Below are 17,651 nucleotides of genomic sequence, written 5' to 3' on the forward strand. Positions count from 1 at the left end.
GTCGCAATCCGCGCGGGGTTTTCTCAGAATACAGTGCTAAAAAACAGATAATGACGACTGGTGGAAAGCTCTGTGGATATGAACCATTAATAGCCATCAAAACATGTAATTTAACACAATGTGTTTTGCTAGTGTATTTCTTACTCATTTGAGACAAATACATTAACATTTAATTAATGTTGATTAATAAATATATTTAATGACATATAAAAATAGCATCGTTGTTATTAACAACAAAAGCAAATACATTATCACATTAAATAAGAGTTTAATTATGGCCGTATGTAAAAGAAATAACTGCATGGCACAGATCGGCCATTCACCCGCCGAACGGATATTACGGCTATGCCCGGTACATTATCAGGGCAGACAGTTAAATGCAGCCAGACGAACGGAAAGAGCAGCATTAATATGCCAGTATCCCGCCTGTGGCATCAGTATATCTGAAACCCGCAATCAGTTTTATTGTTGTAAGGAACATCGGGATAAAGCCCGGAGGTTAATCGATGACGATGCCATTATAAGACTGGTTAAGCACTCTTACTGGATTAACGTAGAATCAATGCTAAAAAATAATTCCCTTGGACTGGGGAGTATCACCGGTCCGACGGATATTGCAGACCTCATTCGGTTATATCAGCGCAAAGCTGTCCACCAAAAAACGTATAATATGCTGAACGGGCACAGAGTTGCTGATACGACAAAAAGGTTAATCCCCTGGCTGGATCTTGAGCTATGCCACATTTACCCTAACTCTAAGGGCGGTGCAAATATCGCCAGAAACATTATCATCGCACCTGCTGCTATAAACCGGATGATGAAGGATGTTATCCCCTGCTGTCAGTCAGGAGTGCTGAGTGGCATAAAAGCAATGGAAACACCTCAACCGGTTAAATCGACCTTACTGAAAGCGTTAACGGATAAATACGGTTCAGATGCTGTACAGGAAGCATTGTACGGAGTTAAGCATCTTGCCTTTGCTGATTTAAATCTGTCACGCAGGCTATTTGACACTGATATTTACGCATTCCCTCCACTAACCCGTCTGTTAAAAGAGGAAGCCTTACGCCTGAATTTGATGTCACTATGGGAAACGCTGGTTTGTACCGAAGTCAGCGTCTGGCTTAATGCCGGGCCTGCGAATGAATTATTTGCCGTTGCCGCGTTTCATGCGTTGCTGAACGGCGACGCCGACCACCTGCTGGAGCAATGTTATCGTTTAGTCGATGAAATCAGGGTGAAGCACAAGCGGGGGTCTCAACAAATCTACGACGAATTTCAGCATATACTCAGCCAGTACATGGCAAAATATTTTCACATTGACACCAGCGATCACAGAGCCTGTAATCTCTTCTATAACCGCTTTTTTAGTGTTCCTCCTGTCACAGAGGACGGTGTCTGCGCCATACCGCCTCAGTGATGCATTTCCTCAGCCTGTGTTCAATAAAATCTCAGATATATATCACCCTTCCGAAGTGAAACCGGACCATCGATAAACTCGGGCGAGGTTTACGGTAAATATATTTACTGAACCACGATCAATTTTGTCGATCGGTTCGATCGAATTTCATCGTTATCCCCTCCTTTTTTGCAGCTATAAAATCCCAACGGGATGCTTATGACTGTCTGTCTTCTACTAAAAAACATGCAGATACCCTTTCCGGGTAGCGTTTTACGAAAACCAGAGGTGCACAAAAATGAACAGAAAAATGATTCACCCTTTACTACTGACCTGTGCGCTGGTACCGGCAGTGGCAATGGCCTTCGGTAATCAAACCACCTGGACCCGGGGCTGGGGCCAGGGAGTATCAGAGTTTGTTATCAATGGGGAAAGTCAATCGCAACTGTCTCTGACCTGTGAGGATTACGGCTCGCAACCGGCCACGGTCATATTCACTGACGCCAGCGGGCATCAGGTCAGTATGGATGAAGATAAAAACCTTCAGGTCAGTATCGACGGTGGAGCCCCCATCGACATCAGCGAATCTGGCAGTCGAGTGGGCGGTAATAACCTGGCGCTGGCCTGGGGTCAGCTACGTAATGGCAAACAGGTCTCAGTAACCGGAGACGGTGTTAAGGATGCCACATTCACGCTGGCTGGGGCAGCAAAGGTATTGCCAGTATTCGGGACCCACGGCTGCGTGGGTAAAGATGCACTCTAGCCTGCATCTGAATTTAATACCTGTTGATTACGTTATTTTTAAAAGGAACAGTTTATGAAATTTAAACACATGCTGGTGCCCGCACTGTTTGCACTGTCAGCCTTGGCGCTGGCAGAGCCAACGCCATCCATCAAAGTGGAGACCAGTAATCAGGTTCACCCTGCCGGAACACGCTACGTCACGGTCGTGGTCACTGCACTGGATAACACCGTGAAAGTCGAAAATATTGACGTGAACCGGGGAAACTGTCGCATTGCCAACCAGAAATATCTGTACTCCAGCAATAAAGAAACTATTTTGCCTGCTACCCTGCGTTACGGGCAGTCCGTCAGCGTGAGTTTTTACAATAACTGCGTGGCTTCAGAAGTCGTCGTCACTACTGATAAGGGGGGATGGCGTTACACTTACCACTGAGTCCCCCGCCCCTGATTAACGTTTCCCAACCTAAAAAATTCCACATGACCAATGGGCTGCCGCTGCGCAGTCCAGAGTAAATCCTATGACCTTTCTGAAAATGCTGGTGACGACCCTGGCCCAGGCACTGACCTGGTGCGGCGGGCATCAGGCCCGTCAATTTATTGAAATTCGTCTGCGTCAGGCAGGCTACGATGACAGCAGCATTGATACAGCCCGGGAAGCGGTCACGTTGCTGGTCACTGCACTTATCACCGCCCTGATGGCGCAGATACTGAAGATTCTGGATACGCTGTAATCCCGCCCTATCCGTTCATTGAGAACAACACATCCAGCCCCTGCCTCCTCACGGAGCAGGGGCTTTTGCTTTTACGCCTTCAGATTAATCAGATGAGGAATCAACTATGCGATTAGCCAGCCGTTTTGGTCGGGTGAACCAGATTCGCCGTGACCGTCCCTTAACCCACGAAGAACTGATGCAACATGTCCCCAGCGTCTTCGGGGAAGACAAGCACGACTCCAGAAGCGAAAAGTACACCTACATACCCACTATTACCCTGCTGGAGAACCTTAAACGTGAAGGGTTCCAGCCATTCTTTGCCTGTCAGTCACGAGTGCGCGACCAGAGCCGACGGGAACATACAAAGCATATGCTGCGCCTGCGTCGTGCCGGTCAGATAAACGGTCAGCAGGTACCGGAAATCATCATTCTGAATTCGCACGATGGCGCATCAAGTTTTCAGTTACTGCCGGGAATATTCCGAAGCGTCTGCACCAATTCGCTCGTTTGCGGACAGTCGTTCGGCGAGATCCGCGTGCCACACAGGGGCGACGTTGTCGGGAAGGTGATTGAGGGGGCCTATGAGGTTCTCAGCGTCTTTGACCGGGTGGAAGAGAAACGTGACGCCATGCAGTCCCTGCAACTCCCGTCACCCGCACAACATGCACTGGCTACAGCGGCGCTGACATACCGTTTTGGGGAAGAGTACCAGCCAGTAACCGAAGCGCAAATTCTTGCACCCCGCCGCTGGCAGGACGAGAGCGATGACCTGTGGACCACTTACCAGCGCATTCAGGAAAACCTGCTGAAAGGCGGGCTAAGTGGCCGTACCGCGCAGGGTAAACGTACCCACACCCGCGCAGTAAACGGGATTGATAGCGACGTTAAGTTAAACCGTGCGCTCTGGGTGATGGCGGAAAACATGATGGAGCTGTTGGGCAGGTAATCACCTGCACCCTGCCACCGAAATCAATCCCTGGCCTGAGACCTCCATTTGACATATCCATGCATAAGGAAAATTAACATGACAGATATTATCAATATTAACAATAAGTTAGCTGTTCTGGTTGGCAATGACGGTTCTGAACCAACGCTGACAGCCACGCCCGTACCGGACGAACAGCGTGTGGAGTTCTGGCCGCAGCACTTTGGTAACATCCCGCAGTGGATAACCCTTGAACCGCAGGTCTTTGCGTGGATGGACCGATTCTGCGCTGACTACAGCGGTGGTATCTGGAATTTTTATACTCTCAGCAACGGCGGGGCCTTCATGGTTCCGGAAACGGACAGTGATGCCTTCTGGTCGCTGTTCAACGCCATGAATGGCAACGCCGCAGACATGAGTGCCGAAGCCGCAGGGATTGCCGTCTGTCTGATGACTTACAGTCATCACGCTTGTCGCACGGAATGCGACGCCATGACGGAACATTACTGGCGTCTGCGTGACTATGCGCTGCATCAGCCGGAATGTAACGCCATCATGCGCATTATCGACTGAGCGTCCCGCCATGCTGTATGAACTGTCTCACCTTGATGCCCTGTGGGATGCTCTGGGGAAAACAACGGTCAGAGATGAGGACTGAGAGGTTGTGACCGACGAACCCCTCCTGCATGTCCCGACGGGTCCCCCTCTCTTCCATATCTGGGCATGGTTCGAATCCTTACACAACGAGTTCGTTGTTGCCAGGAAACTGTACAAGACATCCGTCCCGGATACGTCAACAGACAGGAAAAGCAAATGAATACCACCACAAGTCCCCCCGACAGTGGGGGAATATCTCCCACTGCACAGCGCACCATCAGACGCGCTCTGACCCTGCTGGAACGCCAGTTACGTGAGCCCGGAGAGGCATTTACCTCCAGCCATGCAGTTCGCGACTGGCTTCGCCTGCAGCTCACCACACTGGAGCGTGAAGTATTCATGGCGCTCTTCCTTGATAACCAGCATCGTCTTATTACCCATGAAACGCTCTTCACCGGCACCATCAACCATACGCAGGTACATCCCCGTGAAGTGATAAAGGCAGCACTGAAATACAACGCGGCTGCCATCGTGCTTTCACACAATCATCCGTCAGGTTATTCCGAACCCAGCCATGCCGACAGATTGCTCACTGACCATCTGAAGCAGGCACTTAAACTCGTGGATATCTGCCTGCTGGACCACCTGGTCGTGGGAGGCATGGACATCGTCTCATTTGCCGAGCGTGGCTGGCTTTAGGGAGAGAATAACGATCAGAATCATCAGTAAACGTCAGGCAATGGCGATATACCGCCAGCATTCTGAGTCCCGGCTGTTTCGCTTCTGTACCGGGAAAAATAAGTGGTCCGGCAGTATCTGCCATTATCACGGCAGGGAAGTGCAGGATATCCCGGGTGTGCTGGCCGTGTTTGCTGAACGCCGACAGGACCGCAACAGTCCGTATGTGATTCTGCGCAGCGTCACCCTGAACTGACTCACCGTTAAGGAGTACTTACATGCAGAAAGCAACCCGTGTAATCAACCATAACATCGCGGAACCCTGGCGGGGCCTCAGACGCAACATCACACCGTGTTTTGGTGCACGGCTGGTACAGGAGGGTAACCACCTGCATTACCTTGCTGACCGCGCCAGCATTGCCGGGACATTTAATGAAGCAGATTTACGCTATCTGGACCAGGCATTTCCGGTACTGATGAAGCAAATGGAGCTTATGCTGGCCAGCAGCGAACTCACTCCCCACATTCAGCGCTGCATCACGCTCCACGCAAAAGGGCTGATATGTGAGGCCGATACCCTCGGCTCCTGTGGCTATTTGTTCATCGTAATTTATCCGACATCTGCAATAAGCGCATAAATCCCAAACGCTTTTCCTTAGTCAAACCAGCCAACAAAGAGCTCAAACCATGCAAATACAATCCCTGTCCCCTCAAAGGGCGGCCTCGTCACGTCTGTCGTCAGTCGAAAGCTGGCGAAAATTGCTGGAGTATCTGCTGAAACAACACTACGGTCTGATGATGAACGACACACCGTTTGGCGACGACAGTGTGATCCAGAAGAACATTGATGCGGGAATCTCACTGTGTGATGCGGTGAATTTTATCGTGGAAAAGTACGGTCTGGTGCGTACTGACCGTCACGGCTTCAGTGTGACAGAGCAGTCTCCGTTCATCGACAGCATCGATATGCTCCGCGCCCGGAAGGCTACCGGGCTGATGACCCGCAAGGGCTATCAAACCGTTACTGACATCACCAGCGGCAGATCCAGAGGAGGGAAATAATGACGTTAGCCCTGATCGTTGACGCCGACACCGTCAGCGATCAGCCCCTCAGGCACCAGCACAACGACTGGTGCTTTTATCAGATATCCATCAGTTGATACAGATGTTCGCTCAGACAGCGGGTATGGCGGTAACACCTTAGCGGAGATATCTGTCTGCAGTAGAAGAGGGTGCGGCAGGACGCCACCAGAACATCAGGGGCCGTATCGTCTGCCAGAAGGGAGCTTAATTCCGGGGCGTTCAGTAAAATGAAACATTTCTCCGGGAGCATACCACCGGCATTCCCTTTCGGAAAATAACCGCCCAGATACAGTAACACGGTCAGCAGCCGGAACTGTCGGGTGAGTACCGCTTCGGTACCCTGGTAATGTACGGCTATCCACAGGCATTCCCGCAGCATAAATCGCCGGGTTAGTCGGGTGAGGTCACCGCCTTTGTCATACCAGCGTTCGACGATATCCCTGGCAGAGCGAACTGAGCCATCACCCGTTGTCGCAGTTTGCCACGACCGTGCCAGAAGCGTTGAGATATCCATGGATTAACGCCGCAACTGCGAAACGGCTGCGGGAGTATTGCGGACACCTGGCAGATAAATATTGCGAACCAGCTTCAGGAGGAAAAAGACATCGCTCAGGTTGCTCACGCCGGGTACCAGATGGCGAAAGGCTATCCGCACACGAAAACGCGCCCGGACCGCATGCCGGTCATTCACCCTGCGCCGGTACAGGCCCAGAAAATGACGGCTTTCCACCAGCGCATGCCTGACCAGCGCTCGTCTGACAGACCGGTACTGCATCTGTGCGCTGAGTGCCAGAATATCTGCAATCACGTCGCTATAGCTGAACGCGCGGATATCGTAATAATCCGAGCGGTGGGTAATTGACGCCGGGTTATTCACCCACAGGTAATCCTGTATGTCAGAGAAATAAAACCGGCCATCTGCGGCGGCAAGCTGTATCGTCCAGAGAATGTCCTTGTGGCTTTTCCCTTCCTGGAATCGCAGGTCATGCTCGCGAATATACGCTGAACGGATTATCTGCAGCCACAGATAATGCGGCCATTCCCTCTGGCTGACGCAATGGCGTATCCACTGCTGACCCGTCAGCGTCTGGCCGTAAGGCTGTCTGCGGTGAACGGGATGCCGCAGATGTCCGACGCTGTCTGTATGCCGGGCATTGAAAAGGACGACATCGGCCTGTGCTTCGCGTGCTGTGCGCAGCCGCTCCTGCAGAAAATCTGCCGCAACCCGGTCATCCGCATCCAGGAACACCACCCATTCGCCACGGTAAATCGCCAGTGCAGCATTACGGGCAGCATACACACCCTGATTTTCCTGACGAATGAGAATAAGCCGTTCATCTGTAATGGCGCTGAGTACCGTCCATGTTTCGTCGGTGGAGCCATCATCCACAACAATGATTTCAGTACTGAGTGTTGTTTCGCCAAGCAGTGTATGGACCAGAACCCCGATGCTGTCAGCCGCATTGAAGGCAGGAATGATGACGCTGATATCGATGTTGATTTTCATTGAGCAAAGGGAATGTAAACAGGGGGAAGCTTCAGAGTTGTCACCCCATCAGGGGGCAATAACCTGCCGGGTAAAAAACATTATCAGGAAGAGCGTTCCGGTGATTTTTGTACAGGTGTGGTTATCACTCTTTTTTCTCTGATTTCCTGGTTAACCACCATCAGACAGTCATCGCAGAACTCTTTATCCAGCCCGAAAATCCGGTCCAGAACACCTCTTTTCTTGTTACATCGGGCACATCTTTTCATTCCATCACCTGCTGTCGCATTCCCATGCCGTGCCCGCAAGACAAAAGAAAGCCGACCGCCAGAAGACAGGAAATAAATTAATAAACAATACGTTAAATGATTTTTTGGGAATTTAGCACAGACACTACCGAGCCGGATAATTCATTTTGTAGATCAATTTTTACCAATCGATCGGTTTTATCGATCATCTTTTCACTCTGCATTACACGCCATACGTGTACCTGCATACCCTATCGGAGCGTTCAGTTTGTTAATCTGAAAAGAATGCTATACCTGCTGGATAGTCAAACCATTCCCGACAACTGACATCATGTGGAATAGAAAACATACAAAAATTATTAGCGCTTTGAATGTCAGCTATGAGCGAAAAGCGGACGCTGGTGTTATTTAGATAAATTCGACTTCTGTGCTTGTGCACTAATCCAGGGAAGAGAAATATTGCGTCGGTGATTTACCCAGCGCTTTTCTGAACATCGTAATAAACGCACTTACCGAATCATACCCTAGAGTTCCGGCTACGCGCTGCACGGGCTGACCTTCAGACAGATGGCTTAGTGCAATCATCAAATGCAGCTGCTGACGCCAGCGGCCAAAGCTCATTCCTGTCGCCTCTTTTATCAGCCTGGCCAGAGATCGCTCGCTGATGGCCAGATGAGCAGCCCATTGCTTTAACGTTCGCCGGTCATCTGGCTCATTAAAGAGTGCCTCAGCCATAATCCGGATTTTAGGATGATCTGATACAGGAAGATGGAGTGCTTCGACCGGCACATCCGGAATATGCTCCAGCAGCACCGCTGCAAGCCTGGCGGTTTTACTGTCAGGAGAATAAGTATGTTCCTGCTCTGCAAGATACAGAACAAGCTCGCGGACCAGAGGTGTAACCGCTATGGTACAGCAAATTTCCGGCATCGCTGCTGCGCCGGGCTCGATGAATAAAAAGCACGTATCTGCATTCTTCGTGATCCGGCAACGGTGCGGGATCTCTCCCGGAACCCAGACGGCATGCCCCGGTGGAACAAGCCACAGCGCATCGTCAACCTCACAGCGCACTGCACCGCGCATAGAGAGAATAAGTTGCCCCTTGCGATGAGCGTGCGGACGCTGCCCGGCATACTCGCCTGACGATGATACATGCAGGGCGATAGCGGCCTGACTGAAATCATCGGCATTAAACTCTTCCGGTGAGGTCACCGGTTTTTTATTAACTGGCATGATTTAGCTATATGTTGTCAGATTATCTATATTCTGTAACTCATGCGTCCTTTAAAGTCTTTCTTTTTTTCAGAGAAAGCAAAACTTATGTCCCACACGACGAACAAGTGGTCTTCAATCATACTTGTGATCGGCATTCTTTTTATTGCCATTAACCTGCGTGTTCCTTTTACCGCTATCGCACCCGTTTTAGAGTCCATTCGCCATGATTTTGGGCTGAGTATCACAGCCGTTGGGTTGCTTAACTCGCTGCCTTTACTGGCCTTTGCCGCCTTTTCTCCACTGAGCGCATCGATTTCCCGCAAGTATGGCCTGGAACGCACCCTTTTTGGTGCCCTGGTCGTGATTTCAGCGGGGATTGTGCTTCGCTCAACAGACAGCGTCTGGGCGCTTTATGGCGGAACAGTATTAATTGGTATCGGGATTGCCCTGGGCAATGTCCTGCTGCCTGGCCTGATTAAACGTGACTTTTCCGGAAACGTGGCTTCCGTGACGGGAGCATATTCCATCACCATGGGCACCGCTGGCGCCATCGGCTCTACCATTGTCATTCCTCTGACGCAGAGCTGGGGCTGGAACATCGCGTTAGCCATGTTGGTTATTGCACCGCTCCTTGCGATGCTTTTATGGTTGCCGCAGTTGAAGAAAAAGCATCAATTGCCAGTAGCAGGTGAGAAAAAAGCAGCGACCGTTGCGGTCTGGCGCTCGTCTCTGGCGTGGCAGGTCACCATGTTTATGGGCTTGAATGCGATGCCCTTTTATGTTGCGGTCGGCTGGCTGCCAGTCATTCTGACAGGCAGTGGGCTATCCTCAGCTCAGGCTGGTGAGGTACATGGCATCCTTCAGCTCACCACCGCTATTCCCGGCTTAATTCTGGCAGCCACGCTGCGTCGTCTTAACGATCAGAAATTAGCCGCTGCTGGTGTCAGCCTTTTAACCGCAGTATCCTTTATTGGCATCCTTTATTTGCCAAATCTGGCGATGCTGTGGGCTGCACTCCTCGGCTTCGGCTCGGGTGCCAGCATGATGCTGGGTCTGACCTTCATCGGGTTGCGCACTACAAACGCTGGTGATGCTGCCGCGCTGTCAGGCATGGCGCAGAGTATCGGTTATCTGATGGCGGCGATGGGACCGCTATTGCTGGGAAAAGTACAGGAGTTGTCCGGAGGCTGGACCGTACCATTACTGATGACCACAGCAATCTCAGTTGCAGGAGCCTGCACCGGAATGGCTGCCGGACGAGATGTACACCTGGAACCTTTACAGCAGCCGGGCTGAATGGGCTTACACAGGAGGGTACCAGCTGAACTTCTAAAGCGGATGCTTTCCATTGAGGTTCTGAAGCGTCTTAATAGTACCGGAGCCATCTGTACTATCCCGATGAGCGGATTTTTCGGTGAAAAGGCCGTTCAGGGCGAGCGCTGTCAGTAATAATATAATAAGCAAGCCTCAGGACTGTTTGGCAACGATGAATCGCTTTTCATCACCCATAAAGGCTTTTTCACTGGCGGGTGAAAGGATAGCACCGAAATTCATGTGCGCGCGGAGTTTCAATGATGGAGGAACATTCCACTCAGTGCGAATATCTTCATCGATCAGAGGATTATAATGCTGCAGATTGGCACCAATTCCTTTTTCAGCCAGCGCCAGCCAGACCGCATACTGAGCGATAGCTGTGCTGTGCCGGGAAAATGTCCGCATAGGCCGCAAACTGCTCCTGTAGTGACTTGACAACATACTGATCCTCGAAAAAAGTATTGAGCCGGCAGCCGCTGCAAACCCGTCTATTTTATCTGAGGTGCCGGAGAAACGTTCTAAAGGAACTTGAAAGCAGGCATCTTGTTACGCGCACTGTCTTTCGTGAAGTACCGCCCAAAGTCGAATATGCACTCACGGAGCTGGGAACGTCCCTCTGGCAGGCAGCAAATGAACTCAACCGGTGGGTAGAACAAAACTGTCACTTTCTGGTTAAAGACACAGATCCTTCTCTTTGATATGCCATTGTTCATTGATGAGTGCTGCGGGCTGACAGGAGCATATAGGAAGGCAGGCTGCAGGCGTCGAAAAGCGGCTTCCCCTTCTGGCTCAGAGGCAACATCGCCTGCTGCTGGTCATGAGAGAAAAGAAAAGCATTTTAACAACCAGCCCCTGCAGTTTGTTGTACCAGTACAAAAAGCACTCGTGTATCAGTCTTTGCCCGGACCATGGTCAAAGCGGGTTCCTTTGCCGATGGCATAAAACTGCCCCCCGGCGACATAGTGTATGGTTCGTAATTCGTCTGGTGCTTCATCAAATATCCAGTGCCCATTGCGAAAAACCCGATCGTCACTCCACGCCCCGGCAATTTCTCCCATGAACAGATTATGTTCCAGCTCGTATTCCGCATTTGGCATTACCTTACATACAAGCCAGCCAGCACAGCCCTCTACCAGCGGAATATCGAACTCTTTCATGTAGAACATCGGTATTTTATGATTCTTTTCAGGCCTGTCACGGTAGCTGTGCTCACCTGCGTACAAAACGGTTTCCATCTGGCTGACTACGGGTATCTGTACGGCAAACAGACCACTTTCTTCCACCAATCCACGGGTGTAAGCCTGCGGACTGATATACGCCATGACTTTATTGATCCCCACCAGACTCACCCATGCGGCGGCCATTACATTGGCATTACCATTATGTTTAGCGGAAATCATTGTAGTTGGGCCGACTTGCAATAATCGGTATGCTTTATTCAGTTCAACTGGCTGTAAAGACACAGGATTTCTCCTTCCCATAGATAAAAATGTGCCGTTAACGGCAACGGCACATTTGAGGGCGTTTTAAAACACTGATGGTCGCCCGAAAGTAATCAGGCTAATACCGTTTTATATTGTTCGACCTGAGCTGCGATTTCTTCGTCAGTTATCGTCGCGCTTCCGCCTGTAATAAACGGCTTGATGTAGTTCATACCCAGATACCCGGAGATGGTTTCAAAAGACAGCAGGTACTCGCCTACCGTATGTCCGGCAGCGCCATCAGGCTGATAGGCAGACTCTGCACCACCCAGCGAAACGGCCAGCATGAGTTGCTTATCGCGCAGCGCCTGTGTTTCTCCACCATGTGACCAGCCATACGTCAGTACATCGTCAAGCCACTGTTTGAGAAGTGGCGGCGTGCTGTACCACTGCATCGGGAACTGCAGAACGATACGATCCGTTTTCTCCAGTGCAGCCTGTTCAGCGACCACGTCGATTTTGCCATCCGGATACAGGTCATACAGATAACGCACCTCAACGCCGGTCAGTGATGCTGCACCTTTTGCCAGGGCTGAGTTAACCCGGGACTGATTAATATTGGGGTGGGTAACAAATACAGTTGTTTTCATTTAAATCTCTTTTTTCAGAAGAATGTTTCGTCAATTTCAAGCCGGGATAAGGCTTCGTTGATATCATTTAATTCGGCGTCACTGAGCTGAACATTTGCGGCGTGAAAATTCTCTTCCAGCCGGTGTAGTTTTGTTGTTCCCGGGATCGGTACGATGTAAGGCTTCTGAGCCAGCTCCCAGGCAAGAACAATCTGTGCTGAAGTTGCGTTGCTTTTTTCCGCTATTTGAGCAATCAAATCCAGTAGCGCCTGGTTATTTTCCATTACTTCAGGTTTAAAGCGCCCCATCATGCCCCGGTAATCGCCTTCCCCGTAGGTTGTATCAGCGGTCACCTGACCACTCAGGAATCCATTACCCAGCGGGCTGTAGGCCATAAAGCCAATATCAAGTTCATCGCAGACTTTGAACAAATCCTGCTCAGGTTTACGCCACATCATTGAATACTGGTCTTCAACCGCGGTGACCGGGCAGATGGCATGAGCCCGTCGTATGTAAGAGACGGGCGCATTGGATAAGCCCCAGTGCTTTATTTTTCCCTCCGCGATCAGCTCTTTCATTAATCCCGCCACCACTTCCGGCTCAACTTTTGGATCGACACGATGCTGATAAAACAGGTCGATATGGTCGGTCTTCAGGCGCCTGAGAGAACCTTCCAGTTGCTCTCTGACAGACGCCGGACGGCTGTCTAATACCGGCACCAGCTGTCCATCACTATTTTCCATTCCGGTCACGCCAAACTTAGTCGCGATGACGACGTTGTCCCTGTGTTTGCTGAGCGCAACACCCAGCAGTTCTTCGTTTTCAAAACCGTAAATGGGGGCAGTGTCGAAAAGGTTGCAGCCCAGTTCTACAGCCTTGTCTATCAGCTTTGTTCGCTCACGGATTTCAACTGAATAGCCATAGCCATGGTCCATGCCCATGCACCCCAGCCCAATTTCCGAGACATGAAGCCCCTGGCTACCTAACCTTCTCATTTTCATGATTATTTCACCCTTCTTTAAGGCATTAACTATTCTTAGATGCTAAGTATACGGCTGGGTTTATTGCTGAAAAATTGTTAATTTAGAAAATCAGAATTGCTAAAAACACAATTATTATGAATAAACTCGATGCCCTGAGATTTTTTGTTACTGCTGCAGAAACAATGAATTTTCGCGAAGCGGCAGTCAGGCTGGCCATTTCTCCATCAGTGGTGACACGAACGATTGCTGAGCTGGAACATCAGTTGGGGGAACCGCTTTTTAACCGCAACACCCGATCCATTGTGCTGACCAGCTTTGGTGAGATTTTCTTGCCCCGAGCCATGCGGCTGCTTGAAGACTCAGAGGCCCTTTTTCAGACGGCCAGAGATGACAATGAGATGAGGGGAGTTGTGAGGATCACGCTATTCCGGTTTCCCGGCCACGAGCAGGTGTTATATGAGCTTCTTACCTCCCTCGATCCTTATCCTGAGCTGTTTATAGACTGGCGGTTAGACATGATGAAGCTGGATACTGTTCAGAACCGCATTGACATGGGGATCCGTATAGAGCGGGAGCCAAACCCGAATTTTATCGTCAGGCCCATTACGCTGGTTCATCACGCGCTGATGACATCACCCGGGCTCATTGAGAAGCTGGGCGCGCCGAAAAATTTCGACGATCTGCGCCAGCGCTACCCTTTCAGTGGCCTGCTGAATCCTGAAACCGGAAAAGTATTCGAATATATGCTCGATGGCGTTGATACTTTTGTACCGCGCCACCTGGAGTTTTTTACCACCGACTCCCAGTCTGAGATCCAGGCTGCGTTAGCCGGTAAAGCTGTCATTCAGTCGAGTAATCTGGCCTGCAGGGAATACCTTGAAGACGGCAGGCTGGTCAATGTCCTGCCGGAACTGAAACTGGAAACCTGGCAGCTTTATCTTTACCGGCCCTATCAGACCCTGGTACCGCAGCGCATCAGGACCGTTTTTCACATCCTTGAAAGTATTTTACTCAGACACTTCAGTTGAAAGCGGGCCCGGATGCGGCTGGCGCTCTTAGCCGGCGTCCCCCATAAACCGGACTGGGTACAGCCTTTCTCCGGGAAGTAGCTGCTCCGGGATGCCTGGATCCGCAGAAACAAAGTCTGCCGTTCTTTCAGGCTCTCTGAATACGGGCGACTTTTGATGTGCAACGGGGAGCGGTGACAGACGTATCAACTGAATATTTCATCTATCCAGTCTGCAAATGCACGTACAGCTGGGGAAAGAAATCGCTGATGGGGATAAAGCAGTGTGACCGGAACAGACGACGGCTGCCAGTCTGCCAGGACTTCAACCAGCGTTCCTTTCTGCAGGTGTTCTGCTACAACATTTTCAGCAAGCTGCGCCAGTCCGAACCCTTCTAGGCACATTTTTATATAGAGTCCCGTCTCGTTGACGGCTGCCTGCCCCCTGACGGGTACGGACAGCGTTTCTTTTCCCTTTACAAAACGCAATTCGTCTGTACGCCGGCTTTGTCCGGAAAAATAATGAATAGCCCGGTGATGAGATAAATCTTCAGGTGACTGCGGAATACCGTACTCCCTGAGATAATCGGGAGAGGCGCAGGTGATCCAGCGAAATTTTCTGAGCGGACGGGCTACAAGCGTGGAGTTAAGTAACTCTCCGGTTCTGATCACGCAGTCCACGCCCTCCTGAACCAGGTCAACCTGCCGGTCGCTGACGCCGATCATCAGGTAAATATCAGGATAACGGCTGTAGAACTCTTTCAGGTTTGGCATCACGAGGAAGTGCGCTATACCGCCGGGCATATCAACGCGTAAACGGCCACGGGGGCGCCTGTTCGAATCGGCCAGACTGGCTTCCGTATGTTCAATTAAGGCCAGAATTTCCCGGCACTGCGCCAGATACTGCATACCTTCCGGAGTAAGGCTGACCCGTCTTGTGGTCCGGTTCAGCAGACGCACCTGCAGATATTTCTCCAGGTTTTTGATGGTGCTGGTAACAGTAGAAGAAGGCAGGGACAGTATTTCCGCTGCCCGGACAAAGCTTCCGGCCTCAGCCACCCTTATAAAAACCTGCATAGCCTGAATTCGATCCACTGATTGCGCTCCTGAATAGCATGTGACGGTGATAATTATCATTATTCGCAAATTCTGAATGATGAAAACACGTTAGTCATCTTTTTCAGCTTAAACAGGAGGCGTATTGTTTTCCTTCTGAACCTGAAAGAGACAATTCAAATGACCGATTACAGCAGAAATATTGTTAATAATCAGACGGAAAATCCGCCAGCAACACTGATTCGTAGAGCAACCATACTGAGCATGGATGAGAATGTCGGTAACATTGAGCGTGGCGATATCCTTGTCACAGGCTCAACCATTACCGCCATCGGTAAGGACCTGAACGCCGAAGGTGTTCACGTTATTGATGCCACAAATATGATTGCCATGCCGGGGATGGTCGATTCTCATCGTCACGCATGGGAAGGCCAGCTGCGCCGCATCAACCCCAACGCCACCTGTCTGGACGACTATAGCAATGCCACGCATTTCTCGTTTGCGAAATACTACCGGCCCGCAGATATCTATGTCGGTAATCTCCTGACGGCGCTGGGCGCGATTGATGCGGGTATCACTACCATGATTGATAACTCGCACAACAGCCGTACCGCAGCACATGCAGACGCCGCCGTTGAAGCCCTGCTTGATGCCGGAATTCGCGCTATTCATGCTTCCGGCGCGCCGGTAGCAGGCGAATGGGATAAAGCTCACTGGCCGGATAACTGGCAGCGTCTGCAGGAAAAATATTTCAAAGACAATCCTGAGGGACTGGTTTCTCTGGGCGTCATGGCCCAGCTGGAGCCGGAATTGTGGGCCGAGGCCCGCCGGCTCGGGCTGCCAATCGTGACCGAATTCTTTGGCGCTGAAATGGCTTCAGAGCTTAAATCACTGCATCAGCAGGGCCTGCTGGGCCCGGACAATATCTTCAACCACTGCACTGCACTGCCTGATGAGGGCTGGGAAATCCTGCGTGAAGCCGGCGTACGGGTGAACGTTTGTCCGCGCTCAGATTCGCACTATGGCATTGAAAACGGGATGTTTGCCATTGAGGCCGCGCAGCGCCATGGCATCAATCCTGGCCTGAGCGTGGATAACGAAACGTCTTACAGCACAGATATGTTTATGGAAATGCGCGTGGCGTTCTACCTGCAGCGAGTAATGGGTATGCATAAGCAGCACTGCTGTGATTCAGGGCATTCACTGACAACGCTCCCCGCAGCGCAACTGCTTAAATCGGCAACGGTCGATGGTGCGACCTGTGCCGGACTACAGGATAAAGTGGGTAGCCTGACGCCAGGCAAACAGGCCGACCTCATCCTGATTAACGCTGCTGATCTCAATCTCTATCCGAACGGGAATGCCTTCGGGACGGTGGTGCATGCAACTGAACGCAGCAACATCGATACTGTCATGATTGGCGGGCGCATCGTCAAGCAGAACGGCAAAGTTCTGGGCGTGGACAGCGAGCGTCTTCGTGCTGCCATCGATGAATCACGCGAACACCTTTTTGCCGCCGCCGGGTATGAGCCGGACATCTTTGCGGAGAAATTCCTGCCGCTGGTACAGGCAAACTGACAGGGAATAACAGCATGAGCGCGATTTATTACGTAATAGCTTTTGCAGCGGGTCTTGGTATTACCCTGCAGACGACCCTGAACAGTCAGCTCGCAAAAGGACTCGGGGGCGATTCGGTCACCGCCGCGTTCTTTTCCTTTACGGCCGGGGCGTTGAGCCTCGGGATTTACTCGCTGCTACGTGGAGGGTTATTTAGCTCTCTCGCCGCTATTCCTTCTCAGCCAGCATGGAGTCTGGCGGGCGGCCTGATCGGTGCCTGTGCGTTGTTCAGCTACGTGGTGCTGGCACCGAAAATCGGTTTTTCAGCCCTGCTCGGGCTGGCAATCGTTGGGCAGTTACTCTCGTCGCAGATGATTGACCATTTCGGTCTGCTGGGTGCTGTACGGCGACCGGTTTCGTTGCTCAAACTGGGGGGCATGCTGGTCATGCTGGCAGGACTCGCCATCATGCTTTTTGGTGACAAACTTTCAGCGCGTTTTTTGCCCTGACGGGGTGGGAATTGCTCCTTACGGCCATCTGCCATAGTGCAAATGGCCGTAAGCTTTTGGTCAGGCGCGATGCGAAACTTTTATATGC

23 protein-coding genes are annotated in these 17,651 nt (G+C 51.1%); 15 read left to right on the forward strand and 8 right to left on the reverse strand.

Annotated elements, in window-relative coordinates; all coding sequences use genetic code 11:
- The first annotated feature begins 301 nt into the window (after positions 1 to 301).
- The 10 genes from E0L20_RS21695 (at position 302) to E0L20_RS21745 (ending at position 6,118) form a co-directional block, all read left to right on the forward strand.
- Positions 302 to 1,420, forward strand: coding sequence for a hypothetical protein (locus tag E0L20_RS21695; protein ID WP_224238153.1), 1,119 nt, complete (start codon positions 302 to 304; stop codon positions 1,418 to 1,420).
- A 277-nt stretch (positions 1,421 to 1,697) separates the two neighbouring features.
- On the forward strand, positions 1,698 to 2,162 hold the full coding sequence (locus E0L20_RS21700; RefSeq protein ID WP_004136903.1) for a hypothetical protein: 465 nt from the start codon (positions 1,698 to 1,700) through the stop codon (positions 2,160 to 2,162).
- 54 nt (positions 2,163 to 2,216) lie between these two features.
- A complete protein-coding gene (locus E0L20_RS21705) occupies positions 2,217 to 2,576 on the forward strand; it encodes a hypothetical protein (protein WP_004136901.1) in 360 nt (119 codons plus the stop codon).
- 85 nt (positions 2,577 to 2,661) lie between these two features.
- On the forward strand, positions 2,662 to 2,874 hold the full coding sequence (locus tag E0L20_RS21710) for a hypothetical protein (protein WP_004136899.1): 213 nt from the start codon (positions 2,662 to 2,664) through the stop codon (positions 2,872 to 2,874).
- A 106-nt stretch (positions 2,875 to 2,980) separates the two neighbouring features.
- A complete protein-coding gene (locus tag E0L20_RS21715) occupies positions 2,981 to 3,802 on the forward strand; it encodes a DUF932 domain-containing protein (protein ID WP_004136895.1) in 822 nt (273 codons plus the stop codon).
- A gap of 78 nt (positions 3,803 to 3,880) precedes the next feature.
- A complete protein-coding gene (locus tag E0L20_RS21720; protein WP_004136892.1) occupies positions 3,881 to 4,354 on the forward strand; it encodes an antirestriction protein in 474 nt (157 codons plus the stop codon).
- Between the two features lie 240 nt (positions 4,355 to 4,594).
- Positions 4,595 to 5,077 carry a RadC family protein gene (radC, locus tag E0L20_RS21730; RefSeq protein ID WP_004136890.1) on the forward strand — a complete coding sequence of 161 codons (483 nt, stop codon included), beginning with the start codon at positions 4,595 to 4,597 and terminating at the stop codon, positions 5,075 to 5,077.
- Between the two features lie 13 nt (positions 5,078 to 5,090).
- Positions 5,091 to 5,312 carry a DUF987 domain-containing protein gene (locus E0L20_RS21735; RefSeq protein ID WP_064371656.1) on the forward strand — a complete coding sequence of 74 codons (222 nt, stop codon included), beginning with the start codon at positions 5,091 to 5,093 and terminating at the stop codon, positions 5,310 to 5,312.
- A 22-nt stretch (positions 5,313 to 5,334) separates the two neighbouring features.
- Entirely contained in the window at positions 5,335 to 5,694 is a 360-nt protein-coding gene (locus E0L20_RS21740; RefSeq protein WP_004136886.1) for a type IV toxin-antitoxin system YeeU family antitoxin, read from the forward strand.
- Positions 5,695 to 5,743: 49 nt separating this feature from the next.
- Positions 5,744 to 6,118, forward strand: a complete 375-nt coding sequence (locus tag E0L20_RS21745) for a TA system toxin CbtA family protein (protein ID WP_004136885.1) — start codon at positions 5,744 to 5,746, stop codon at positions 6,116 to 6,118.
- Between the two features lie 79 nt (positions 6,119 to 6,197).
- On the opposite strand, the gene E0L20_RS21750 is transcribed toward E0L20_RS21745, so the two are convergent.
- The 3 genes from E0L20_RS21750 to E0L20_RS21760 form a co-directional block, all read right to left on the reverse strand.
- Positions 6,198 to 6,653, reverse strand: a complete 456-nt coding sequence (locus tag E0L20_RS21750; protein WP_224238154.1) for a hypothetical protein — start codon at positions 6,651 to 6,653, stop codon at positions 6,198 to 6,200.
- A 3-nt stretch (positions 6,654 to 6,656) separates the two neighbouring features.
- The gene (locus tag E0L20_RS21755) at positions 6,657 to 7,646 is read right to left on the reverse strand and encodes a glycosyltransferase (protein WP_004136877.1); all 990 of its coding nucleotides are present in this window, start codon (positions 7,644 to 7,646) and stop codon (positions 6,657 to 6,659) included.
- 665 nt (positions 7,647 to 8,311) lie between these two features.
- Positions 8,312 to 9,106, reverse strand: a complete 795-nt coding sequence (locus E0L20_RS21760) for an AraC family transcriptional regulator (RefSeq protein ID WP_012540031.1) — start codon at positions 9,104 to 9,106, stop codon at positions 8,312 to 8,314.
- A gap of 87 nt (positions 9,107 to 9,193) precedes the next feature.
- Between E0L20_RS21760 and E0L20_RS21765 the strand changes: the two genes are divergently transcribed.
- Positions 9,194 to 10,384, forward strand: coding sequence for a CynX/NimT family MFS transporter (locus E0L20_RS21765; protein ID WP_004136868.1), 1,191 nt, complete (start codon positions 9,194 to 9,196; stop codon positions 10,382 to 10,384).
- Between the two features lie 171 nt (positions 10,385 to 10,555).
- On the opposite strand, the gene E0L20_RS21770 is transcribed toward E0L20_RS21765, so the two are convergent.
- Positions 10,556 to 10,894: a nitroreductase family protein gene (locus E0L20_RS21770; RefSeq protein ID WP_323092569.1), complete on the reverse strand. Its 339-nt coding sequence runs from the start codon at positions 10,892 to 10,894 to the stop codon at positions 10,556 to 10,558.
- On the opposite strand from E0L20_RS21770, the gene E0L20_RS21775 reads away from it, so the two are divergent.
- Positions 10,864 to 11,100 carry a winged helix-turn-helix transcriptional regulator gene (locus E0L20_RS21775; RefSeq protein WP_072123626.1) on the forward strand — a complete coding sequence of 79 codons (237 nt, stop codon included), beginning with the start codon at positions 10,864 to 10,866 and terminating at the stop codon, positions 11,098 to 11,100. The genes E0L20_RS21770 and E0L20_RS21775 overlap by 31 nt on opposite strands.
- 192 nt (positions 11,101 to 11,292) lie before the next feature.
- On the opposite strand, the gene E0L20_RS21785 is transcribed toward E0L20_RS21775, so the two are convergent.
- The 3 genes from E0L20_RS21785 to E0L20_RS21795 all read right to left on the reverse strand — a co-directional run bounded on the left by E0L20_RS21785 (position 11,293) and on the right by E0L20_RS21795 (position 13,453).
- A complete protein-coding gene (locus tag E0L20_RS21785) occupies positions 11,293 to 11,865 on the reverse strand; it encodes a flavin reductase family protein (RefSeq protein WP_004136862.1) in 573 nt (190 codons plus the stop codon).
- 92 nt (positions 11,866 to 11,957) lie between these two features.
- Positions 11,958 to 12,473 (reverse strand): NAD(P)H-dependent oxidoreductase, encoded by a 516-nt coding sequence (locus E0L20_RS21790; RefSeq protein WP_004136860.1) that lies wholly within the window; start codon positions 12,471 to 12,473, stop codon positions 11,958 to 11,960.
- Between the two features lie 14 nt (positions 12,474 to 12,487).
- Positions 12,488 to 13,453 carry an aldo/keto reductase gene (locus tag E0L20_RS21795; RefSeq protein ID WP_064371617.1) on the reverse strand — a complete coding sequence of 322 codons (966 nt, stop codon included), beginning with the start codon at positions 13,451 to 13,453 and terminating at the stop codon, positions 12,488 to 12,490.
- Between the two features lie 116 nt (positions 13,454 to 13,569).
- Here E0L20_RS21795 and E0L20_RS21800 point away from each other — a divergent pair, with 116 nt between their 5' ends.
- On the forward strand, positions 13,570 to 14,463 hold the full coding sequence (locus E0L20_RS21800) for a LysR family transcriptional regulator (RefSeq protein WP_004136858.1): 894 nt from the start codon (positions 13,570 to 13,572) through the stop codon (positions 14,461 to 14,463).
- 185 nt (positions 14,464 to 14,648) lie between these two features.
- On the opposite strand, the gene E0L20_RS21805 is transcribed toward E0L20_RS21800, so the two are convergent.
- Positions 14,649 to 15,536, reverse strand: a complete 888-nt coding sequence (locus E0L20_RS21805) for a LysR family transcriptional regulator (RefSeq protein WP_004136857.1) — start codon at positions 15,534 to 15,536, stop codon at positions 14,649 to 14,651.
- A gap of 141 nt (positions 15,537 to 15,677) precedes the next feature.
- Between E0L20_RS21805 and E0L20_RS21810 the strand changes: the two genes are divergently transcribed.
- Positions 15,678 to 17,075, forward strand: a complete 1,398-nt coding sequence (locus E0L20_RS21810) for an amidohydrolase family protein (RefSeq protein ID WP_004136856.1) — start codon at positions 15,678 to 15,680, stop codon at positions 17,073 to 17,075.
- A gap of 14 nt (positions 17,076 to 17,089) precedes the next feature.
- Positions 17,090 to 17,563 (forward strand): DMT family transporter, encoded by a 474-nt coding sequence (locus E0L20_RS21815; RefSeq protein ID WP_004136855.1) that lies wholly within the window; start codon positions 17,090 to 17,092, stop codon positions 17,561 to 17,563.
- Positions 17,564 to 17,651 lie beyond the last annotated feature (88 nt).

The organism is Enterobacter wuhouensis (assembly GCF_004331265.1).
Taxonomy (GTDB): Bacteria; Pseudomonadota; Gammaproteobacteria; order Enterobacterales; family Enterobacteriaceae; genus Enterobacter; species Enterobacter wuhouensis.